We start from the raw sequence: 21,733 nt of genomic DNA, 5'->3' as shown, positions 1-21,733 counted from the left end.
TCCAGTTGCCTCATCAGCGCCTTTCCCCACAAATGAGAATCCCACCTTTTCTCAAATCTTCGATCCACGAGGTGCGGACCTTGCGTCGAAGCCTCGTTACACTCACCTGCCTCTCGCTTACCCTGGGTTCCAGTTTGGCGCAGGCACCCAATCAGCCGCCGCCCCAATCGGAGGAGCAACCCGTCACGGCGTTGCAATCCCACTGGCGTTCATTGCTGGGCGAAACGCTGGGCGGTTGGGAAACCTGGATGGGCGTCCCCCATCAAAGCGTTGCTGGTTTGCCGCCCGGTCCCGATGACCGAAAAGACATTCCGTTGGGACTGAATAACGATCTCAAACAGGTGTTTTCCGTTATGCGGATCGATGGTGAATCGGTTCTGCACATCACTGGAGAAATATTTGGCGGCATTTCGACTCTCGAATCATTTGGCAATTATCACCTGCAATTGGAAACGCGTTGGGGAACGAAAAAATGGCCGCCCAGGGAAAACGAAAAACGGGACAGCGGCCTGCTTATTCACTGCCAGGGCGAACATGGCGCTTTTGGGAAGAACTGGAAAAAGAGCGTCGAACTCCAGGTGCAGGAAGGCGACATCGGGGACTTGTTTCCTCTGGCTGGACCAAGGGCCGATGTCCGGCAAGTCATCGTCAATAATGTCGGGGTTTATAGCCCGAGCGGCGAACTGTTGCCGGCCAAACAGAAGGTGGCCCATTTGCAGGGGAACTTTGAAAAAGCCAACGGCGAATGGAACCTGATCGATGTCTACACGCTCGGCCGGAAATCGGTGTTTGTCGTCAATGGCCACGTGGTCAACGTCATCGAAAACACCCGAACCAACAAAGACCTCCCGCTCGTTTCGGGGCAGATTCAACTTCAGTCGGAGGGAGCTGAAGTGGAATATCGCCGAATCCGAATTCAGGCGATCACTCAGTTTCCGAAGGAGTTGGGCGTAGCTCCATAAGATTCTCCGGAATCGTTCGGCATCCCCAGCTCCCTTCTGCCAGACCTCTTTTGGCGCGCTTCGCGCAGATCTTGTGCGCTGTGCCGTCCTCCAGAGCCAGGAGTCAGGCGGAAGGTTCATGGTGAGCCAAGGTGGTCGTCGATCAAGACGAGCTCCTCGCTTCCATGAACTTGATAACGGCCTGGGTGCGGCTGTGGACGCCGAGTTTCGTGTAGAGGCATTCCACGTGGCGGTGGACGGTAGAGACGCTGAGGAAAAGAACCTGGGCCACCTCCTTATAAGTAAGGCCTTTGGCGAGGAGCTCCAAGACCTCGAGCTGGCGCTGACTCAGAGTATCCAGTGCTGGAGAGGGACAGACCTTGGGTTTAGGGGTGTCGATCGTGCGGGAGACAGGAAGAGGCCCGATGGGAATGGCACCTTCCCAGGCCTCCTGCACGGCGGAAGCCAGCGCCTCGGCCGCACAAGCGCGAAGCACACGGCCCTTTCCTTCCGTCGCGAGCGCCCTGGTGAGGGCATCAAGGTCGAGGGGGATGGGAAGCATGACGAGGCGAGCGGGCTGCTGCCCAGCCGTCCCGTCCGTCGCGGGAAGGCTCACGGCCATCACGATGGCCTGCGGCTCCGCGCCTTGGGCAAGTTCCAGGATTTCCGAATACATGACAGGAGAAGGGGTTGGTGAACGCTCGTGCGCCGGCCCTCCGCCCCCGTCGACAAGGCCGGCGCACGATTGCTGTCACCGCAGCGAAGCGTGACGGGAGAATGACGGTGACGAATCGGTGAGCAGGAAGCCGTGTTAACGGGATTTCCCGGATTCAAAGGAACCTGGATCAACGGCCTCGCTGGAAGGCGGCAGGTCGGCTTCGGAGGTGCCGAGCTGCTTGTTCGGGGTGTCCGACATCTCGACATCGATCTTCAGTCCGGCCAGCACGGCGTCGTGGGTGAACCAAAGCGCATTGCTCGGCTTTCCGTTGAATTGGATTCCCTTGATATACTTGCGATCGCGCGAACTGCCCTTGGCGTTGATCTCGAGCCGCTTGCCGTTGTGCAGGTCGATGGTGACCTTTTCAAAGACCGGACTGCCCATTTCATAAACGGGGACGCCAGGCACCTCCGGATAAAAGCCCATCATGGACAGCACGACAAACGCCGTCATGCCGCCACCGTCCTCGTCTCCCGGGATGCCGTGAACGGTGTCCGTGAAGGCGAAATCCAACAATTGCCTCACCCGTTTCTGGGTTTTCCACGGAGCTCCGAGATGATTGTAAATGTAGGGAATGGCCAGGCTCGGTTCATTGCCCATCGAGAACTGCCCGACCATCGACGTGGAGTCCGGGAAGGTCGCGAACAATTCATATTTGGAACGCTCGCGATCCGCGACGCTCGATTTGCCGAGATCCTCGCGGAACAACTCGTCGAGCTTGGCTTCGGCGGCCTTCCTGCCGCCCATCAGTTCGGCGAGCCCCTTGATGTCGTGCTGAACGTCCCAGTTATAGGTATAAGTGTTGTTTTCCGTGGTGTAATCACGCCCGCCCATTCCGCCGGAGAACTTCGGATCGAATGGCTCGATCCACTCCCCCTTGTCGTCCTTGGGCCACATGAAGCCCTTGTCGGCGCGATAGAGGTTCTTGTAATTGCCCGAGCGTTTCAGAAAAAGCCCGGCATCGTCTTTCTTGCCCAGGGTCTTCGCCAGTTGAGCAATGCACCAGTCGTCGTAGCTTTGCTCCAGCGTGACCGAGACACTCTGACGGCGTTCGAACGGGTGCACCTCGGGCACGGTTTCCTTCTCGCCTGGACGCAGTGCCGGCAGGTAGCCGTTTTCGTTATAAAAGTCGTCGAGCGAGCTTTTCGCTCCGTTGCGCCACGGCAGGATGGTGGATTCCAACGAGTTCTTGCGCAGGCCCTCGTAGGCGGTTGCGAGGTCGAAACCACGGATGCCTTTGAACCAGGAATCGGCGATCCAGGGTGCCGCGTGATTTCCCGTCATGCAGGCGTAGTCGCCCCAGAGAACGGCAAACGACGGCATCACCCCGCTTTGCTCATACATGCGCACGTAGGAATGGATCTTGTCCGCTTGCTGTTCGGGATTGAGCAGGGTTTGAAGCGGCTCCAGGGCCCGGTAGGTATCCCAAAGCCAGTTGTCCACATAGAACGGGCGCTCGTCCTGATGGACCTTGTGATCGTAGCCGCTGTAATATTGCCCGTCCTCGGTGATGTTGATCATCCGTTCATAGCAGCGGTAGAGGCTGGTGTAGAAAACGCGCTTCTGATCCGGCGTCCCGCCCTCCACCTTGATCTGCCCCAGCGTCTTGAGCCAAACGTCATGGGCGCGGGTCTTGTTCTTCTCGAAATCCGAACCACCGATTTCCTTGGCGAGGTTTCTCTTCGCCTGCTCGACACTGATGAAGGAGATGCCGTAGCGGAATTCCAGCACCTGTTCGCCGTCCCCCGCGGTAACGGCGAGACGAGCCAGCTTGCCCTCCCCGCTGCGGACGCCGGTCACCGGTGCGCTGAACTCGCCGTAAACGAAGGCCTGCATACCATTGAACTTCTCCACCCCCGAGATGGAGTTGTTCCCGCCCATCTCAAGATCCCCTTCCTTGCGGTTGGCCAGCAGCACCACCGGCTTCCCTTCGGGAAACCTGAAGCGGAAATGGCCGCAGCGCTCGGTGGGAGTGAACTCGATGCCGATGAGCGAATCATCCAGCCGGGTGGAATAGTAGTAGGGCGTGGTCTGCTCCAGATCGTTGGCGGCCGCTTGCTTCCACGATGCATCCGTCGGAGCGCCGGCATGCGGCATGATGGAGAACAATTCACCCAACCGGTGCGAGATGATGGTGAGCGGAAAGGACTGGATGCGGTCGTCGAGGACATCCTTTCGCACCGGATAGACCCGCACCATGCTATTGGGAAGATGCACCGTGGGTTTGGTCGGTTCCAGCAGGATACCGACACCTCCGATGGTGGGATCGACATATTCGAGCTGAGCGGACAAATGGCTTGTGACGGAGAAGCCGCAAAGCACAGCGGCCGAGAGGACTTTTTTCATGTAGATGGAATTTCGGACCTTCCCGGGCGCCGGGAAGGTGAATGGGATTTTCGAATCGGACCGCGACGCAAGGTTCACCGCCGGACACCAGATTCGCAGTCAGTGGAAACCGCGGATAGTCACCAAAACGGGGACAAGTTTTAGGGAGCACCTTCGCCACCGTGACGTCATGCCGTGACGAGTCCTTGAAATGCACAAGGCCTGGGCAGGAAATGTCCTGCCCAGGCCCTCTTCCTTGGCGAGCACCATCGCTAGCAGGGGCGTTTCCCTACCTCCTGAAAGCAGGGCTTCCGGCTAGATACTCTTCAAATCCCCTTGGCGGTCTTGCGGCCCAGCTTCCACACCGGACCACCGGGATCGAAGGGTGCCGCCTGATCGCTCGGCTTCACCGCCGGCAACGAGGAATCCAAGCGGAACAGAGGCAAGATCGGGGCGCCCGTCGAGGTCTTCTGATAGGTCGCTCCAATTTCCTCGATGTAAAGCAGCGCCCCGAACGAGCCGCCCGGCACCTCGCTGATGAGGATCTCCATTTCGTATTCCGTTCCGGCATTCGCCTCGAACTCGGCTCCGACGGCCAAGCCGCCGATCGAGTTATTCCAGCCACCGAGAGCGTCATACTGATAGTAGGTCACCGGGATCTTCATCGGATAGTCGTGACGGATCGTCTTTTCGAGTTCCCGGTTCTGCACCTCGCCACGCAAAACGGCGCGGGTTTCCTTGCTGGCCGGTGATATTGGCGCGGTTCCGGACGCATAGCCATGATCGAACACCTCCTTGCGGTTGAAGCGGACCACCAGGATGTCATCCGCCGCGCCGACGAAGCGGTAGCGCGCGGTCTTGGGCGGGATCACGCTGCCGCGATAGACCACCACCCAGCGGCTCGGCTGCACCTCCTTCTCGCACTTGAAGGCGGCGGGCGCGGCATCGGCGGATATCCTCGGGATGAAAACGCGGGTCTGGTAAAGCTTCTGCGGAGCCTGATAGTATTTCTTCAGCTTGCTGTCGTGCCAGCCGTCGTTCACGAACTCACGCACGATCTTCGGCATGTCGCCCGGTGTGACGTCCGTCGACTCGCGCTTGTCCGTCTGCTTCATGTCATAGAAGGTGCCGATCATCGCGCCCGCGTTCGGATCGATGAGACCGAAGAGGTTGGCGCCGCTGGCATTTCCCCCGAGGCCCGGACCAGTCCCGGCGCCGAACCCCGGGCCGGTGCCATTGCCACGACCCCCTCCCGTGCCACTGCCTCCGAGACCACCGGACAGCGCACCCGAACCGAGCGAGCCCAACGACGACATCGACGCCGCGGGATCGACCTCCGGCAACGTGAACGACGACGTCGCCCCCTTCGCGGACATGCGCGGCGCGTTCGCCGTGTTCATGGTGGCCCGCTTCTTCTTCTGACTCACCTCGTTCACGCCAGGCGAACCGCCGCCCCCGCCCTTCGGCATGAAATCGACCTCCGCCTTCTTGGCGGGGATAACCTGGAACACCCATACCACGCCCAAGGACAGCAGGATGGCATGGACAATGATGGAAACGGAAAGGGAACCACCGCCGAGCTTCCGCCAGAAGGACAACGGGTGGGGCTTTCGCGAAGCGTGGTCTCGAATGAATTCGTCGGACATCGGAAAAGTCGTGGGTTTAGGGAACCGGGTCAGTACGGAAAGGGCTGGCTGGCAGGTCGGCGGAATTGACGAAGTTCGGCCTCTCCGGGGTCGGCATCCACCCGTATCTGACGGTGGCAGGCTTCGGCACGGCTGCCGATGAGACCTCAACCAAGTCGCCATTGAGCTTCACAGTTGCGGGGTGATAAACGCCGTCCGCACCCGCAATCTCGAAGTTCCTCAAGGGTTCACCATCGGTGCTTTTGAGAGTGTCCGCGCCGATGTCAAACCGAAGAACGAGGTGGTCGCCGACGACTCTGAGTTCCCGATAGAGCGGTCCGTGATAGGCAACCTTTTGCCCATACTCCCTCGCCAGAGCGAGGTTCGCGAGACGCTTGCCGATCTGGACCTTCTCCACGGGATGTAATTCCTTGCCATCATTGAGGTCGAAGGTGGTGACAAAACCGCTGTTCGGAATGTCGGTGGCAAGCTGTTGCTGGATTTCACGCATGAAGGGCCAGTAGTCACCATCGCCGGAGATGCGGGAAGGAAGCTGGACCAGATAAAATGGGAAATCGCCGAGGGCCGGGTCGCCAGCAGCCTTCGCCCAGTTGCTGCGCCAGCTTTTCGCGAGAGCCGCGAGGGTGCCGCGGTAGACCTTGACCCAGTCCTTCTTGGAGTCCCACTCGCCCTGATACCAAATCACTCCTCGCAGTGCGACGGGATGGAGGGGGGCGATCATGCCATTGTAGAGGCCGGACGGACGGCGCGAATATCTCGGGCCCATCAACTCGCCGGGCTTCTTCAAGGAATCCGTGCTCTCCTTCCGGGCGCGGTAGGCCGCTACCTGTTCCTCGTAGGCAGCGCTCTGTTTGTCGCGCTCCTCCTGCTTTTCAGGTGTCCAGCCCTTGGTGGCGTTTCCCCACCACTCCCGCAAATAAGCGGTCGAACCATCCGTATCCCGCACCTCATTGGGGATCCAGGAAAAGGCGTTGGTGGCTCCGAGGGAGGAGCGGATCAGGCCGAGCGGGACATCCGGCTGGCGCAGCTTCAGGGACTCGCCGAAGAAAAACAATGTCGCGCTGAAACCCATGACCGTTTCCTTTCGCGCTTCGGTCCAAGCGCCCTTGACCTCGCGAAGCGGCTCGTCCGCCACGGCCTCACCCACTTTGAAAAGACGGATACCGTCATATTGGCCCGGCATGGATTTCTGGACAGCCTCTTTTCCGTCCGTCCCGCTGACGACCCAGTCCATGTTCGACTGGCCGGTGCCCAGCCAGACATCCCCCACGAGGATATCCGAAAGGGTGATCTCGTTGTTGCCCTTCACGGAAAGGACCGCAGGCACCTTCGAAAGTTTTTGGGCGGGCAGCCTGACCATCCACTTGCCAGCAGCATCCGCGGTAGCCCGCTCGACAAAACCGTTGAAAGTCACCGTGATCCTTTCGTTCGGGGATGCGGTGCCCCACACCGGAAGCGGCTTTTCCCGTTGCAGGACCATATGATCTCCGAATATCGGATTGAGCACGACATCCGCCGAGGCCGCGAGCATGCCGACGGCGGTGACGAGGAACACACGAGTGATGGAACGGGGATAATTCATGGTGAGATTTGCGACAGCAGCAGGCGATGATGACCCATTGCGCAGGGTCTGTTTCGCGCACGAAATTTCAGGGATTGCAGGGACTACTTCGCCATGGACGCGTATTCCTTCTTTCATACCGAGTATTCCGCCAGATGACGGAATATAGATAGTCCCCAAAGCGGGGACACCCGGGCAAACGTGCTCCCGGGTCACGGACGGCCTCTGCAACCAACAGGAGGATGACCGACTCCCCTGTTACTTCGGGATCTCGTTCAGCGTATACCAGGCTTCGGGATGGAGCAGGGCTCCATTCTTGGCCGAACGCAGCGCCTTTCCATCGAGGTAGTGGACATTGCCTTGCACCAGGCCCTTCACTTTCAACCTGACAGACAGCCCGTCACCAGAGACCTTGGCCTCCACCACCTTTGGTTCGCTCAAATCGACTTCGGGACTTCCGTAGGCGGCTTGATAAATGTAGGTCCACGACTTCATGGGATAGCTCGCGATGTCTGATCCGGTTTTCGGGTCGATCGGCTCGGTAAACGTCAACTCGAACCCGTCGGGTCTGGCTTTCATCTCCTTGATTTCAAAGGGAACTTTTCCATTCCAGCGAACACGCTCAAAGGTGAACGGCTTGCTGCCGCGGCTGCCCCATCCCCGGTTGCTGCCACCCACGAATATCGTGCCGTCCTGCGGATCGAAACGCACCGGAATGATCCCGGCTTCGAATCCCTCAAGAAAATGAAACACCGCGCCTTGGTAGAGCCCGTTGACTTTTTCCAGACAAACGCGCTGCACCTGCGATTGGGTCTGCTCGCCCACGTAGAGTTGTTTTTCCCACGGACCGAATTTCCCTTTCGATAGATCAACCGCGATGCCCGTTGGCGAGTTGCCAACCTTGGCATGCGGGAAGACCACCGCCGGCGGGACGAATGCCGGAATTCTCCGCCGCTCGCTGACGATGCGGCTCTCGTTCGTCGGATCCGGCGGGCGCGGACCGATCTCGTCGGTCTGGGTATAGTAGATATTGCCGCTGGGATTGCCCTGGAACGAACCGGGCTTGAGCCATTTGAGAGAGGAAGACCCGTTCCAAGGTCCCTGGTTGTCCGTGAAAAACAGGTCACCCTCCGCGTTGCTTCCGATTCCGCCCGGCGAGCGGAGACCGGATACGGCAGGGATCACCTCCCCCTTGGCGGTGACGCGCATTGCCCAGCCTCGCCACTGCGATTTCGCACCCATGGATCCGGTGAGACACAGGGCGACCCAGATGTCGCCGTTCTTGTCCGGCTCGGAGCCGAAGGCGTATTCGTGGTAATCGCCGCTGATTCCCCAACCGGAGCCGAGCGTTTCAAAAGCATCCGCTCTGCCGTCGTTATTCGTATCACGCAGGCGGGTTACCTCGGGGCGCTGTGTCAGAGTGAGGGAGCCGTCCTTGTAAAACATGCCGAGCGGCTCGTGCAGGTTGCGGGCAAAACGCGACCATTTCACTTTCGAAAGATCCGCTTCGTAGGCCCCCTCGCAGATCCAGACGTCTCCGCGACGCGTGGCGACGGCGACCTTCCGGCCAGGCATCAGCGCGATGGAGCTGACTTCCATCACCTCATCCTTGGGAAGAGGGATTTCCTCACGAAGATAGTAATCGGACTGAACAGGTTGGGCGATGGCCGCCGGAATGCCCGCAAGAACGGCAAGAATGGATTTCATGAAGACAGAAGACGATGTGAGATTCACCATTGGTATTTCAGCGAGACCTGGCTCTCGCCCTGCGGGATCTCCAGCGGCAGGATGAGTTGTTTGGATTTCCCGTTACCGCGGATCGACGGCCGGGATTTAACCCCCTCGCCGAGAAGCAGGACGGAACTCCCTTCGAGAACGAAGGCGCGGTCCGATCGCTCTGCCAGCTCCTCGTTCTGCGCCAGCAGCATGGATACCTTCAAGGGTGAGGAACTCCGATTGTTGAATCCCAACACGCGATGGAGTGAAAGTTTCCTGCCGTCGGCGCTGAACTCCGGCATCGGCGAATCGGTCACCCGCACATCTCCCAGATCGTAGATGAAAGTGGGTTGCTGGGCCGCGTTCAGCTTGTATCCCCTGAATCGGAACGGCAGCGAATCCTCCGGTAGCTTCGGCCATGGGGCATCTGGGGACGCGAGTTGAGCGAAGCCCGGGAGATTGCCGAGGTGGATGACGTTTTCACCGGACGGCTGCTGGTTGCCCTGGCCGCGGTCGGTCCAGTGGCGACCAGCATCGATGAATGCACCGGTCCAGAGAAGGGAAACGGCAAGGTTGTCCGCGCTGAATGCCAGATTCACCCCGCCGTCGTAACCCACACCGATGGCGCGGGGAGAAACATCCTCGATGAAATTGCGATACATCACCGCTTCCCCAGCTCCTGGAGCCACTGGGATCGGTGGAATCTGCTTGCCATCCGAAGTGCCCACCTTGGCTGAAAGCACCTTCCAGCTTTTGTCCCCTTCTCTTTTCAAACCCAGGAAAATGCCTTTGCCTCCCGTGACCTCCAGATAATCGATGTGGATCTTGTGGTCGCCCTTTGTCAGGGCTACGACGGCTTCCCTGGTTCGCCCCGGGCCCATCGGTCCAGTGCCGTCTATTTTCAGCAATTGGTTGCCATCGATGGAAACAGCGGCGGCATCGTCCACACTCAATTGCACCGTGTAGCGGCCTTCCTCGGCAATCTCGATCTCACCGTCCCAGACGATGCCATAGTGGTTCTTCCTGTCGGATTGATAGACGCTGATCACCCCCTCGCGTTCCTCCTCGACGGACTTTGCCTCGAGCGTGGAATAGTCAGGGAGTTTCGTCCAATCGCCGTGATAGACCTTGGAAATGAGATTCTTGATGGGCGGCTTGGTCGCCTCCAACGGATGCAGCTTTGCCAATTCGTCAGAGGTCCAGTGACCGGAGCGTTTGGCGGTCGCCGAGCGGATGGCGGAAACCTGCGCCGCAGTGACGGGCTGATGCTTGTTACCCCAGCTCGACCGGACGTAGGTGAGAATACCGGCGATCTGGTCGTCCTTGAGCATCCCACCGTGTGGAGGCATTTCGAGATTGTAGGTCTTTTCTCCCACCGTCACCGGACCTTCCAGACCGTTCAACACCACCTTGATCGCGCGATCCGGATCCCCCGCGACCCACGGGCTTCCTGCCAGCGGAGGGAATGTTCCATTGGACGCCCCCATTCCGTCGGCACCGTGACAGGCTGAACAATAGGTAGTGAAATCGGCAGGCCCGTCTCCCCACGACAAGGAGGCCGTTGCTAACAAAATGACTGGAGTACGAAGAATCATCGGATGAATGTGGGATAGGTAGTTGCCCGCTTAGTGTACTGGTTGGGCGACCACTCCGATCGTGTCGGCGGTTGGAAAGTTCTCCGGCACCGGGATCGTCACCTTGTCCGTCGCGACCCATTCAACGGACCGCTGCAGGACGGTTCGGAGGCCAACGCAATCGTAGGTGGTGGGATACTTGCTGTTCTCGCCGAGATGACCGGGAACCAATGTGATCACCTTGCCCTTGCCGTAAGGAATCCACCAAACCATCGGCTCGTGGACACCCGTGCCCTTGCTTTCCGTCGATGAAAACGCCGTCGCAAGGATGTGGACATTCTCCGCTGGGCCACGTTGACCGTGATAGAGTTCGTCGCTCACATGCATCCACACCTTCGGCAAGCCCTTGAAGATCGGGTTCTGATCGTCGCGGGTGGTGATCTGATAAGCGTGGCCCGCTCCATGACCGCCGCTCACGCCCTCGCCTTTAGTCTGGCGAACGAGCTTCAGGTTCTCATCCAGATAGAGGCGGTCTCCATAACTGGCATTGCGCCAGAGCAGACCGGCCATGGTTTCGAATTCCGTCCATCCGGTGAAAGCGTTGTTTGCGGCGTGGACGAGGGTCACGCGACCGCCGTCGTTCACATAGCTGACAAAATTGGCCTTCACCGTTTCCGGCCACATCTTGCCGTTGTAGTCGCTGAGCACGACGTCGTAGTTCTTGAACTTGGGATTCCAGTCATTCCACGCGTCTTCCGGGGCTTCCTTGGACGGGGTGGTGCTGACGGTGACGTCGAAGCGGCCGGTTTCTTCCAGAAGCCCCTCGATCACCGGCGTGCTGTGAATCCAGTCGTGGTTGTTCTGGCCGGTGATGAGCAGGACCCGGACCTTCTCCGCAGGCGCGGAGAAAACCGTGCCACACCAGAGAAGTGAGGCGATGGAGGTCGTGATGAAGGATCTGAACGAAATCATGCGGATGGATGGTGGTAATTTTCGGATTCTTATTTTTTCGAATCTTCCATCACCTGCAACTCATGGATCGACCAATGGTTGCCGGCGGATCCCAACTGGGTGATCCTGATGAATTTCGCGGGCGTCGAGTTCAATGGGATTTCAATGATCGGCCCCTTCTTCCCGTCACCCCTGACGATGGGCGGATCCCACTGCTTGCCGTCTTTTGAAACGGCGACTTCATAGCCGCGTGGATAGTCGTTGGGCGAGTTTCGGAAATCAAGGGTGACCCCAAGGACGGGCGTTTCCTTGTCCAGTTCGATCTGGAACCACATGCCAGGCTCCATGCCCTTGCCTGTGGAGTAACGGGTATCCGGGCTGCCATCAGCCGCCTTCCTCGCATCAGCACCATTGACGCTCGCACTGAGCTTCATTCGTTGCAACGGGACGATCTGGGGAAGACTGTCTTGAAGTTCCTGATAGGTCCACGGCCCACTGCGATTGGATGTATCTTTGCGCGCCTGGGCCACATCGGACGGCGTCACGAAGGAACCCCGATTCCCAAAGCTGTTGCGGACATAGCTGACAACCGCGGCGATCCATTCGTCATCGTTGCTGGCCATCGGTATCATGAGGCCCTCGTACTTCTTGCCCGCGATCTCGCCTTCAAGTCCCTTCAGGAGCACGTAGACCCCCCCTTTCGGATTGTTGGTGATGGTCTTGGAACCTGCAAAAGGCGGAGCCAGCATGGCCCCCTTCGAGCCAGCAACCTCGATCCCGAGACCGTTCTGACCGTGGCAACTGGCACAGATGGTCGAATAGATTTCCTCGCCTCGCTTCATCACCGCGCGCTCCTTTTCCGAATATTCGGTCAGCTTTTGGCCTGGGGGCAGCGTGAGATAGGCCCCGATCTCCTTGATACCCTTGGCTGTCGATTTCAGCACCGTGCCGGACACGAGTTTCATGTGGTTGGGCCAGGCCAGATACTTGGCGGTCATGCACGCCTGAAGCACCACGTTCGGATCGGAGTCCTGTGCGAGTTTCTCGATGTCGGACTGGAACGACGCATCACCCTGCCGGAACAACGTTTCGCTCACGCGGATGGCCCCGGCGCGGACATGTGGATCGGAGTCCGCCATTTTCTCGCGCACGAGCGCGGGCGTTGCGGCATCGAGACCCTGCAAGGTCCAGAGCGCGTGGAGGCGCGCCAGATACTGCGGATGGCTGCGAGCCATCTTTTCAAGCGCGGGAACCACCGACATGTCCTGCCTCAGAACGATCAGGCGTTGCGCCGTATCACGCCACCAGCCGTTGGGGTGGGCCAAGTGTTCCACCAATTGGGCGGTCGTTTCCTCATACATCCGCGGCTGTTTCACGGGCTTTGTCGAGGTATGGACGAGACGCCAGATGCGCCCCCGACCGGTGACTTTGTCGAAGCTGTATTGTTCGACGACCTTCCGCAGATAGCTCCCTGGATTGACCCAGGCGGATTCCTGGATGATACCGCGATACATATCGGTGATGCACATCGTGCCATCCGGGGAGGTCGTCATGTTGACCGGCCGAAAGCAAAGATCCGTGGACCGGAGGAACTCGGATTTCTGATCCTGATAGGGGTTGCTCAGCACCTTCAGTCCGCCGTCCAGCGTGACTTTCGAACGGCGGACCATGCGTCCCACCGGTTCGCCGAAGAACACGTCCCCCAGCAGTTCACTGGGAAGCTGGTCGCCTCGGAACACCTCGATGCCGGCTCCCGAGGTGAATCCCTTGAGCGTGCCTTCCGGCTCGCGCACCCGGCTCAATCCACCCTGGAAATCCCGCACCCCGGCCGCCGGGAAGAGCTCCTTGAAGCCATTTGCGAATTGGTCCGGCGGATTGAACATGCCGTAAACCACGGGAGCCTGGAAACTGATGGGCCCCTTTTCGCCACCGGCGTTCACGTAATAGAGGCTGCCGTGATTATCCTGACCGAGGCCCCATTGCCCTTCATTTGGAGCCGTTGCCTCTTTTTTGACACCCGTGGGCGTCCAACGCAGGCGGAAGTTGTTGTAGGTCGTGTAGATGGCGTTATCGATCGCCCAGATCAAACCGCTGGGCTGGTGTTCCAAATTGCCGCCGCGCGGCCCGCCTTGCCACCAAAGCTCCTTCTTGTCCGCCACACCGTCGCCGTTTGTATCGGTGTAGAGGTAGAGATCCAGCGAGTCGGTCTCATTGACCACGATCTGCCCCTTGCCCAGTGGCAGGATCATGCGAGGCAAAACCAGATTGTCCACGAAGACGGAATGCTTGTCATAAGTGCCATCTCCGTCCGTGTCAGTGTGCATCGAAATGCGGCTCGTCGCCTTCCGTTGGTCGTTTCCGTCGATGTCATTCATGTAGGTCCGCATTTCCGCGACGAACATCCGTCCGTCCCCGTCGAAAACGGTCACGACCGGATCCGTGATCTCGGGTTCACTCAGGACGAGTTGCAGACGGTAGCCTTCCGGCAACAGGAAGCTCTTGGCCGCCTCCTCCGGAGTCCTCGCCTGAACGGGTGGCATTTTGGGAAATTCCGCGGATTGCCCCTGACAGACAGCAATCGTGGCGATGCACGAAAACAGGATATGGTATTTCATAATATCAATGATTGAACAATCGCCCCCGGCAACGAGCGGACGGCATCCTTCTGATGGGCTTGATTCCGATGGGTTGGACACGGCGCCAACGCAGTCGCCGCGATAAGCTGGAAATCCTTCCGGGCTACGGACCGGACTCGGTTCATGGCATTGGAGAATCCCACGGGCGCTTTCCGATGATCATTTCCTTGCCCATTTTGGTCAGATTCAGCCAATGCTTGGGAGGCTTGCCTTCGTTGGTGATGAAGCGCCCCCAGGCGTCCTGCAGGGCATTCGGTGGCACGGGCTGCCGCGGCACGCCTTGACACTCCCACAGCAGACGGAGGGTTCCCCTACCCGTTCGATGGCGGTAGTCCAAACGGTAATCCATGGTCGATCCGGCAGTGAACGTCAGAGGCTTCGAGGTCGTCGCCACGTCATTCAGATTTTTTGCCGCTAGGATTTTCGATCCATTGGAAAACAACTCCACGTCATCTCCTGGAACCCCTTCGATCGAGAACGTGTATTCACCCGTGACGGGGAAAGCGATCCGGCCACCCATGCGGACAAAGAAATTGTCCACGGCAACACCCTTGGTGGGCCTCGACGCTCCCAGTTCAACTTCCACCTGCGGCAGCCGGACGAATTCACCGTGCTCCTGCGCGTTGAGCCCGTCATAAAAAGTCGCGCCGACCCCGGGTCGCGTTGGCGTTGGCGGGGAATCGTCACTCATCGGCATGATGGCCGTGGCTTCGTCATACTCGTCGAACATCCCGACAAACATCCGGTCCGATCCGGCCTTGGCCGCTTTGGAAATCTGGTTCCAGTAAAATCGGCCACCATCGCGCGGCGTATACTGCGTGGTCATATCACCGGACGGCAAATGCTTGAGATTGGCCCAGGAGAACCCGGGCTTCACATGCGCATGATAGGAAAGACCCAGTTTCCCGAAATCCGCCACGTCCTCGGCATAAGACTGCGACATCCATGAGAGAACGCTGTCATACTTCTTGAAATGCTCCTGCCACGGCGCGTCCATTTTCCGCCAATTTCCCGGAATCCCTCCGATGAGGTGGTTCCCACCGTACTTCGGATCGTTCTTGAAGAAGTCAGCCACGGCATTGGCGGTTTCCGGCGAGATATTCCTGTTGGTAAATGGCATCCCCCAGATGAAGACCACCGGCTTGCCGCCTTCACGGGCATAGCTGGGATCGTCGAGGACATGGAATCGATCCACGAACCACTTCCAGTCGGTCTTGAGTGTCTCCAGAAGCTTGGCGTCGGGATAGCCGCTCACGTCGTATTCCACCGCCCAGATGCGCCCCTCGCGGTTGGCCGCGGCGCGAACGTTCGCAAGCACCCACTCGGGACCGCCTTTGATCGAATTGAAATCATCCGATACAAATCGCTGCAGGAAGGCGCCATCAATGTCGTGCTCCCGCATCCAACGGAAATGCGTGTCCACCACTCCGGGCCAGGCCGAGGAAAACAAATACGCCTGCTTGCCGCTCTTCAACTTCACGTCGGCCGCCTTCTCAAGCGCCGAAGGCGGATACTGCGAGGTGTCAGGCCACATGTCGGTGGTGAACAAGCCATCCTGGATATTCCCCCAATGCACCCATCCCCTGCCCTCCGGATCGTTCGGCGTGCGGAACCATCCTTGATAGCCCGCCATCACCTTCCCTTTCAGCGTGCTGTTGTCCGCCGGCTTCACCCGCGGTCCCCGGTATGGACCATTCCACGGATCGGAAATGACGTATTTGAAGGCCGCCTCTTCAAACGGACCCTCCTGCAGGCTGACACTCCCGATGGCGAGCTTCACCCCGGCCGATCGTTCGATCCCGACCCTGACCGAGATCCCGCCCTTTCCTGAAACCGGTATCCCGCTCATCCGCATCATGGCGGAAACGACCTTGCCGGAGTTCGTCCGCTGACAGCCTAGAAGCCGGTCCGGCTTGATCGCCTTGCCGCCATCCGGAATGAGTTGCACGTTCAATTTGCCATAGCCTTCATCCAGATACGCAACCTTCAGGTAAAGAACGCCGCTGGCTGGAATTGCGATCTCATTGGCTGACCTGAAGCTCACGGCTCCGGACTTCTCCTCACAGCTCCATACCCTGGTCTCCCGGCCATTCACCTGAACCGGCACTTGCTCCAGCACTTGACCACTACCCGACTTTGCCTGGAGAACGACCGGGGCAGCAGCAGCCAGTGAATTGCCGACCAGCATGGACAGGAATATTTTACTTAGAATGTGCAGGTTTCGGTTCATGGTCGCTTTTCAGTGACTGAGGTCGGGCTTCAAATCATTTGAGAGAACGCTGTTGCTCTGCACCAAATTCATCACATCGAGACTCAGGCCAACTCGGGCAAAAGAATAGTCCCCAAAGAGGGGACGGGATCGGGGAAGCAGCGTAGGCACAACGCGGCGATGCCTCCGGGGAACGGGAGCCCTGCGGCCCAGCTCTCATCGAGTGGCGCGAGCCTGGGGCGGGCAAATCCCAAAGCAACGCAACAACTCCGCACGAGTTCCCGAACCGCGGTCTCCCATGTCAGGACAAAGCCTCAGCTAGGCCCCTTCTCCGTCGTCTCCGGAGCCGCGTCCTTCTTGCCGGTATAAGCGTTGTACTGCTTCTGAATCCACTCGGCCGGTGGCAGGGCGGACTCCATGACAATGAACCGGACCTTCAGCGTGCGTTCCTGATCCTTCTCCAGCGTGGCCTTGAAAAAGGCACCAAACCGCGCGTAGTCGCGGTAGGCCGAGTACTTTGTGTCCTTCGGGTTTTCAGGATGATTCAGATAGACGACGCTGTAGGTCTTCTCCCCCAGCACGTAGGAACACGCGACCCACGGATAGTCTTGGTCCCGGTGGGCGTCGGCATTCTTCCGCGGGTATAGGTAGCGCGTCTTGGTGCGATCCAGCTCTTTGGCCGCTCGGAACTGGATGCCCGCATGTTCCGGATCTCCGTCCAATATCACCGTCTTGCCATTGAGCGTCTTCAGGGTGCTGGTGAAGTCCAACATCACATACGCCGGTGATGGAGCGGGAACGAAAGTCATCGTACGCGTCTCCTCGATTGCCGGGGGACCGTTCTTGCCCTTTTCCCACAGCAACCTGGAGGTGAAGCTGGTCGCCCCCTTGTCAGCGCGGACCTTGGAAAACTCCTGGTGGACTTGCGCGCCGCCGTGACCATGCCAGCAGTCGAAGCTCTCGCCGTCGATCGTGACCTTGTTCCAGCCGATGAAGATCCCACGGTGGTGGCTGAATTCGCCACCCAACGCCTTCGAGATCGCAAGATCGCCCGCCGGATTGTAGAGTTGGAGGAAGGTCTTGAAGGTGTCGTCGCGGCGCTGCCCGCTGGAGTTGTCGTAGTCGTAGAAATAGCGGCCCACGAGCTTGCCCCCTTTCATGACATCGAGCTGCTTCAGCTTCTTGTCATCCCGGATGTCGTAGCCCGGTTCGGCAAAGGTGGCGGCCAGGAAAGCGAACGATGTCAGCAACGTGAACGCGGAGGTTTTGTAAGAAATGCGCATGGATTCGGATGGAATGGACTGGCGGGCACGTTGCAGTTCGATCGCCGTGTCAAGTTTCCCGGCATGAGCGGCGGTGCCTTTTCGCACCCCGGAAAAGAAGTCAGGTTTGATCTGCTCCGGCTCGTTGTTCCTCTAAATCAGGTTACTATGATTCATCGGAACAACGAACCAGTCCCCAAAGCGGGGACAAAACACTTGGCAGGAGCGCAACATCACGGGCGAAGCGTCACCGATTTGGGGACTAGGCGATTTCGAGCATCCTCATGAATCTTCTCTCCACGTCAGGGAACCTCGGTGAAGTGTCCGATCCATTTTGCGGCCATGCACCGATTCAACAAGATTCCCCCCGTTTTATTTCAATCCATGAACTTCCACGCCCGTCTGGTTTCCTGCCACGGCAGCACCTTCTTCAACCTTACGGCTGCCACGGTTGCTCCACTGGCCACCCTCGGGATCTTGTTCACTCCCCGCGGCACCCGTTGAAATCTCCAACCCCGGCCTCACCGTGTTGGAACCATTCTCGACAGATCTTCCTATTGCGGGAAGATACAGGCTGAAAGGCCCATTGGAATTTTATGATCCCGATGAGGTTCCCGTCCCGGGAAAAAGCCCCGCGCTGAAGATCGCGTTCGATCACTTGAACGAGAACTATACGGAATCATTGGAACTACCGGCGCTGGCCGCCCGCTGTGGGATGACCGAAAAATCGCTCCGGAGCTCGTTCAAGCGAATCCTCGGCGTCACGCCGAACGAATGCCTCATCCGCATCCGGGTTCACCACGCGATGCGGATGCTTGCCGAAACGGACACCCCGATCAAGACGATCGCCGAGACCGTCGGGTTTTACGACCATAGCAACCTCACCCACCAATTTACCAAGGCCGTGGGCTTGTCCCCTTCCACTTATCGGGACAAACACCGTGCGCGAACCTTTTACCGGACACTGGAAACCATCTCGAAAGTGCGTTAAGCAGAATGTGCTACTCGACATCCACTCCGCGGGTGGCTTTCAGCTTACGCTCCCGATCCGTCTCCAGTGTCGCCTTCAAGATCGGGGGCCAAATGCTGTCCCCGCTTTAAGGACTATTCAATTGTCGCTGACGGGCGGAACCTCGGCCGACTCGACCATGCCATGATCTGCATGAGGTTCGTCGTGCCGATCCTTTCCAAACCGTTACCCGGAATCCACCGATGGAAAGCCGGCAGCGTTGATCCCAATCATCCACGAGAAAACCAATGAAGTCCCTGAAGCTCCTCACGCTGGCGGCATCCGTTTTATGGATCGGAACCGAAGTCCTCGTCGCACAGACCCCGCCGGCGGCTGTGAATCCACTGGTGCCGGACTACGTCTCGAACCCGCTCAGGGACTGGGAGAAGCCCTTCGCTGATTTCCAATTCGAGCTTCTCGAGAAGGACGGTCGCGTGTTGCCCTATCGGTTCCACCAACCCGCCGATCTGAAGCCGGGCGCCACCTATCCGCTTGTCCTGTTCTTCCATGGCGCCGGCGAGAGAGGTTCTGACAACCGGGGACAGTTCCAGCGGTTGCGCGGCGTCCGCTTTTGGGAAAAGTATCCTTGTTTCGTCATCGCCCCCCAATGCCCCCCTGGAAACCAGGAAGGTGATCAGAAGTGGGTGAACACCGGGTTCGGGTCACCGTCCCACACCATGGACAGTGACCCCACCTGGCAGATGAGGATGGCGATGGAGTTGCTGGAGAAGACCATCGAGGGCCATCCTGTCGACCGCAGCCGCATCTATGTCACCGGCCTGTCCATGGGTGGATTCGCCACGTGGGACATTCTCCAGCGGGATTGCCAGAAATTCGCCGCCGCGATTCCGGTCTGTGGCGGAGGCGACGTGGCGCTTGCCGGTAAGCTCGCCCATCTGCCACTGTGGGTATTCCACGGGAGTGACGACACCACGGTCCTCCCACAACGTTCCCGCGACATGGTCGCTGCAATCAAGGCGGCGGGAGGCACCCCGAAATATACCGAATACCCGGGCGTCGGACATGGCGCATGGGACCCGGCCTATTCCAACCCCGAGCTCTGGGATTGGCTCTTTTCCCAAGTGCAACCACCAGCGTCGGTCTCGAAATAGCAGGACGTTTGCCCCCTTTCACCTCATCACCCTATTGTCGAATCATGTCCCCTATCCACCGCCTGTGCACAGCGCTGCTGTTGCTCCCTCTACCTTCGGCGTTGGGATCCGTAAAACTCCCGGCCATTTTCGGAGACCACATGGTCTTGCAGCAGGGTGCCGACATACCGGTGTGGGGTTGGGCAGCTCCCGGTGAGAAGGTTTGGGTTTCGCTAGCCGGGAACCAGAAGGCCGCGACCGCCGACACCGCAGGCAATTGGCAGGTCCGGTTTTCACCGATGAAGATCACGCGGGAGCCGGTGACACTCACCGTGAAGGGTGACAACACAGTCGAATTCACCGATGTTCTGATCGGCGAAGTATGGCTCGCATCCGGCCAATCCAACATGGAGTTCGGAATCCAAAAGGATGCGGACGGGCCTGAAAACATCCGCTCTGCGACCGATCCGCAGATCCGGATGTTCTTCGTCCCGTGGGCCACGGCACTGGAACCGCAGTCCAACCTGGCAGCAACACCACCTGACTCGTTGAATGGCAAGTGGCAGATTTGCAGCCCGCAAGTGATGAGTGCGCAGTGGGCGTGGAACGGCTTTTCGGCCGTGGGCTATTATTTCGCACGCGACCTCCGCAAAGCAACGGGACTTCCCGTGGGAATGATCGCTAGCTACAAGGGAGGCACGCCTGCCGAAGCCTGGACCAGTGTCGGGGGATTGAAGCAGGATCCTACTCTCGCCCACCACGTGGAGGAGCACGAGAAACTGGTGGCCGAGTATCCCGCGAAGAACGCCGCTTTTCCCGCCCTGAAGGCGGAAGCCGACCGGCAACGAAAGGCTGCGGAGTCAGAATGGAAACAAGCGGTGGAACAAGCCAAGGCTGGTGGAATGCCAGAGCCCAAGCGACCCCAGATTCCCAATCCCCCGGAACCGAACGGAGGATTCAGCGGACCAGGAAACAATTTCAACGCGATGATTTCTCCGCTGATCCCGTATGCCATCAAGGGAGTGATCTGGTATCAGGGAGAATCCAACGCGGACAACATGGAAGAGGCGAAAGAATACGTGAGGTTGTTTCCGCGCCTGATCACGGACTGGCGGGAGCACTGGGCGCAGGGCGATTTTCCTTTCCTCTATGTCCAGCTTGCCAGTTTCAAACCGCATCCTCCTACAGCGGTGGAGGAGGCTCCGTGGCCGGTCCTGCGTGAAGCCCAACTGAAAACACTGAGACTGCCGAAAACCGGAATGGCCTCCGCCGTCGATGTCGGCGACGCCAACGACATCCATCCAGTGCACAAGCGCAGCGTCGGTGAGAGGTTGGCGATGGCCGCCCGACAAATCGCCTATGGCGAGCAAACCGTCGCTGCCGGGCCGATGTACGAGGCTATGGAACGGACGGGGGACCAGATTCGGATTTCCTTCAAAAAACAGCCTGGCAACCAGCCCACGATCGGGGTCCCTCCCTGGATCGCCGGGGGAAGCAAGCCGCTTCCAACGACCTCGTTGATGGGATTTGCCATCGCGGGTGAGGACCGGAAGTTTGTTGCCGCCGATGCCAGGATCCAGGGCGACTCGATCATCTTGTCGTCGCCGGAGGTGAAACTTCCGGTGGCCGTCCGCTACAACTGGGCGACAAATCCATCGGGCAACCTCTACAACCCGGAAGGTCTGCCCGCCTCGCCGTTCCGGACGGACGACTGGTGATTCACCAAGAATGACCTGATGGTTCCTCTAAAGATCTCCGGCAAGGGCCGGGGTCAATGTCCCGCCTGATGCGATGGATCACGAGCTGTCGCAAGCACCTTGATTGAACCGAGGAGCCGCTTCGCCATCGGGCTGCCAGAGTGAATCGCGTCGCTGGAAGACTTCCGCGAGCGGTGTCGAAGGATGGTTGTCAGACACGACGCGAGGAACAGCCGGACGGTCTGTTAGGTTACAAACCGTCAGACCTGAACAAAGTTTCGCCATCCTTATTCATTGGTTCGAGATGAGTGAACCATGAGGCTGCATCACCTATGGACTCACGGTTTGGGCCAGCGAAATCCTCACTCTTGATGATCGTCTGGTGAAGCCATGGAGC

The 21,733-nt window shown here is 59.0% G+C and carries 14 protein-coding genes; 4 read left to right on the top strand and 10 right to left on the bottom strand.

The genetic code is table 11. From position 1 onward, the window contains the following. Positions 1 to 32: 32 nt before the first annotated feature. Positions 33 to 962: a DUF1080 domain-containing protein gene (locus llg_RS16530; RefSeq protein WP_338285837.1), complete on the top strand. Its 930-nt coding sequence runs from the start codon at positions 33 to 35 to the stop codon at positions 960 to 962. A gap of 142 nt (positions 963 to 1,104) precedes the next feature. On the opposite strand, the gene llg_RS16525 is transcribed toward llg_RS16530, so the two are convergent. The 10 genes from llg_RS16525 to llg_RS16480 form a co-directional block, all read right to left on the bottom strand. Continuing rightward, entirely contained in the window at positions 1,105 to 1,617 is a 513-nt protein-coding gene (locus llg_RS16525; protein ID WP_338285836.1) for a response regulator transcription factor, read from the bottom strand. Positions 1,618 to 1,752: 135 nt separating this feature from the next. Then, entirely contained in the window at positions 1,753 to 4,005 is a 2,253-nt protein-coding gene (locus llg_RS16520) for a GH92 family glycosyl hydrolase (RefSeq protein WP_338285835.1), read from the bottom strand. A 305-nt stretch (positions 4,006 to 4,310) separates the two neighbouring features. Continuing rightward, positions 4,311 to 5,630, bottom strand: coding sequence for a hypothetical protein (locus llg_RS16515; RefSeq protein WP_338285833.1), 1,320 nt, complete (start codon positions 5,628 to 5,630; stop codon positions 4,311 to 4,313). A gap of 16 nt (positions 5,631 to 5,646) precedes the next feature. After that, entirely contained in the window at positions 5,647 to 7,329 is a 1,683-nt protein-coding gene (locus tag llg_RS16510; protein WP_338285832.1) for a sialate O-acetylesterase, read from the bottom strand. Between the two features lie 120 nt (positions 7,330 to 7,449). Then, positions 7,450 to 8,898 (bottom strand): hypothetical protein, encoded by a 1,449-nt coding sequence (locus llg_RS16505; protein WP_338285830.1) that lies wholly within the window; start codon positions 8,896 to 8,898, stop codon positions 7,450 to 7,452. A gap of 23 nt (positions 8,899 to 8,921) precedes the next feature. Next, positions 8,922 to 10,394, bottom strand: a complete 1,473-nt coding sequence (locus llg_RS16500) for a PA14 domain-containing protein (protein ID WP_338285829.1) — start codon at positions 10,392 to 10,394, stop codon at positions 8,922 to 8,924. A gap of 138 nt (positions 10,395 to 10,532) precedes the next feature. Further along, the gene (locus llg_RS16495) at positions 10,533 to 11,453 is read right to left on the bottom strand and encodes a ThuA domain-containing protein (RefSeq protein WP_338285828.1); all 921 of its coding nucleotides are present in this window, start codon (positions 11,451 to 11,453) and stop codon (positions 10,533 to 10,535) included. A 29-nt stretch (positions 11,454 to 11,482) separates the two neighbouring features. Beyond that, the gene (locus tag llg_RS16490) at positions 11,483 to 14,047 is read right to left on the bottom strand and encodes a discoidin domain-containing protein (RefSeq protein WP_338285826.1); all 2,565 of its coding nucleotides are present in this window, start codon (positions 14,045 to 14,047) and stop codon (positions 11,483 to 11,485) included. A gap of 142 nt (positions 14,048 to 14,189) precedes the next feature. Continuing rightward, positions 14,190 to 16,298: a PA14 domain-containing protein gene (locus llg_RS16485; protein WP_338285825.1), complete on the bottom strand. Its 2,109-nt coding sequence runs from the start codon at positions 16,296 to 16,298 to the stop codon at positions 14,190 to 14,192. Between the two features lie 293 nt (positions 16,299 to 16,591). Further along, positions 16,592 to 17,560: a DUF6807 family protein gene (locus tag llg_RS16480; RefSeq protein WP_338285824.1), complete on the bottom strand. Its 969-nt coding sequence runs from the start codon at positions 17,558 to 17,560 to the stop codon at positions 16,592 to 16,594. 505 nt (positions 17,561 to 18,065) lie between these two features. Here llg_RS16480 and llg_RS16475 point away from each other — a divergent pair. The 3 genes from llg_RS16475 (at position 18,066) to llg_RS16465 (ending at position 21,357) form a co-directional block, all read left to right on the top strand. Beyond that, positions 18,066 to 18,530 carry an AraC family transcriptional regulator gene (locus llg_RS16475; RefSeq protein ID WP_338285823.1) on the top strand — a complete coding sequence of 155 codons (465 nt, stop codon included), beginning with the start codon at positions 18,066 to 18,068 and terminating at the stop codon, positions 18,528 to 18,530. Positions 18,531 to 18,796: 266 nt separating this feature from the next. Beyond that, entirely contained in the window at positions 18,797 to 19,660 is an 864-nt protein-coding gene (locus llg_RS16470) for a dienelactone hydrolase family protein (RefSeq protein WP_338285822.1), read from the top strand. 44 nt (positions 19,661 to 19,704) lie between these two features. After that, entirely contained in the window at positions 19,705 to 21,357 is a 1,653-nt protein-coding gene (locus tag llg_RS16465) for a sialate O-acetylesterase (RefSeq protein WP_338285820.1), read from the top strand. Positions 21,358 to 21,733 lie beyond the last annotated feature (376 nt).

This window comes from Luteolibacter sp. LG18, from assembly GCF_036322585.1.
Classification (GTDB): domain Bacteria; phylum Verrucomicrobiota; class Verrucomicrobiia; order Verrucomicrobiales; family Akkermansiaceae; genus Luteolibacter.
This window is presented reverse-complemented; position numbering and strand designations above follow the sequence as displayed.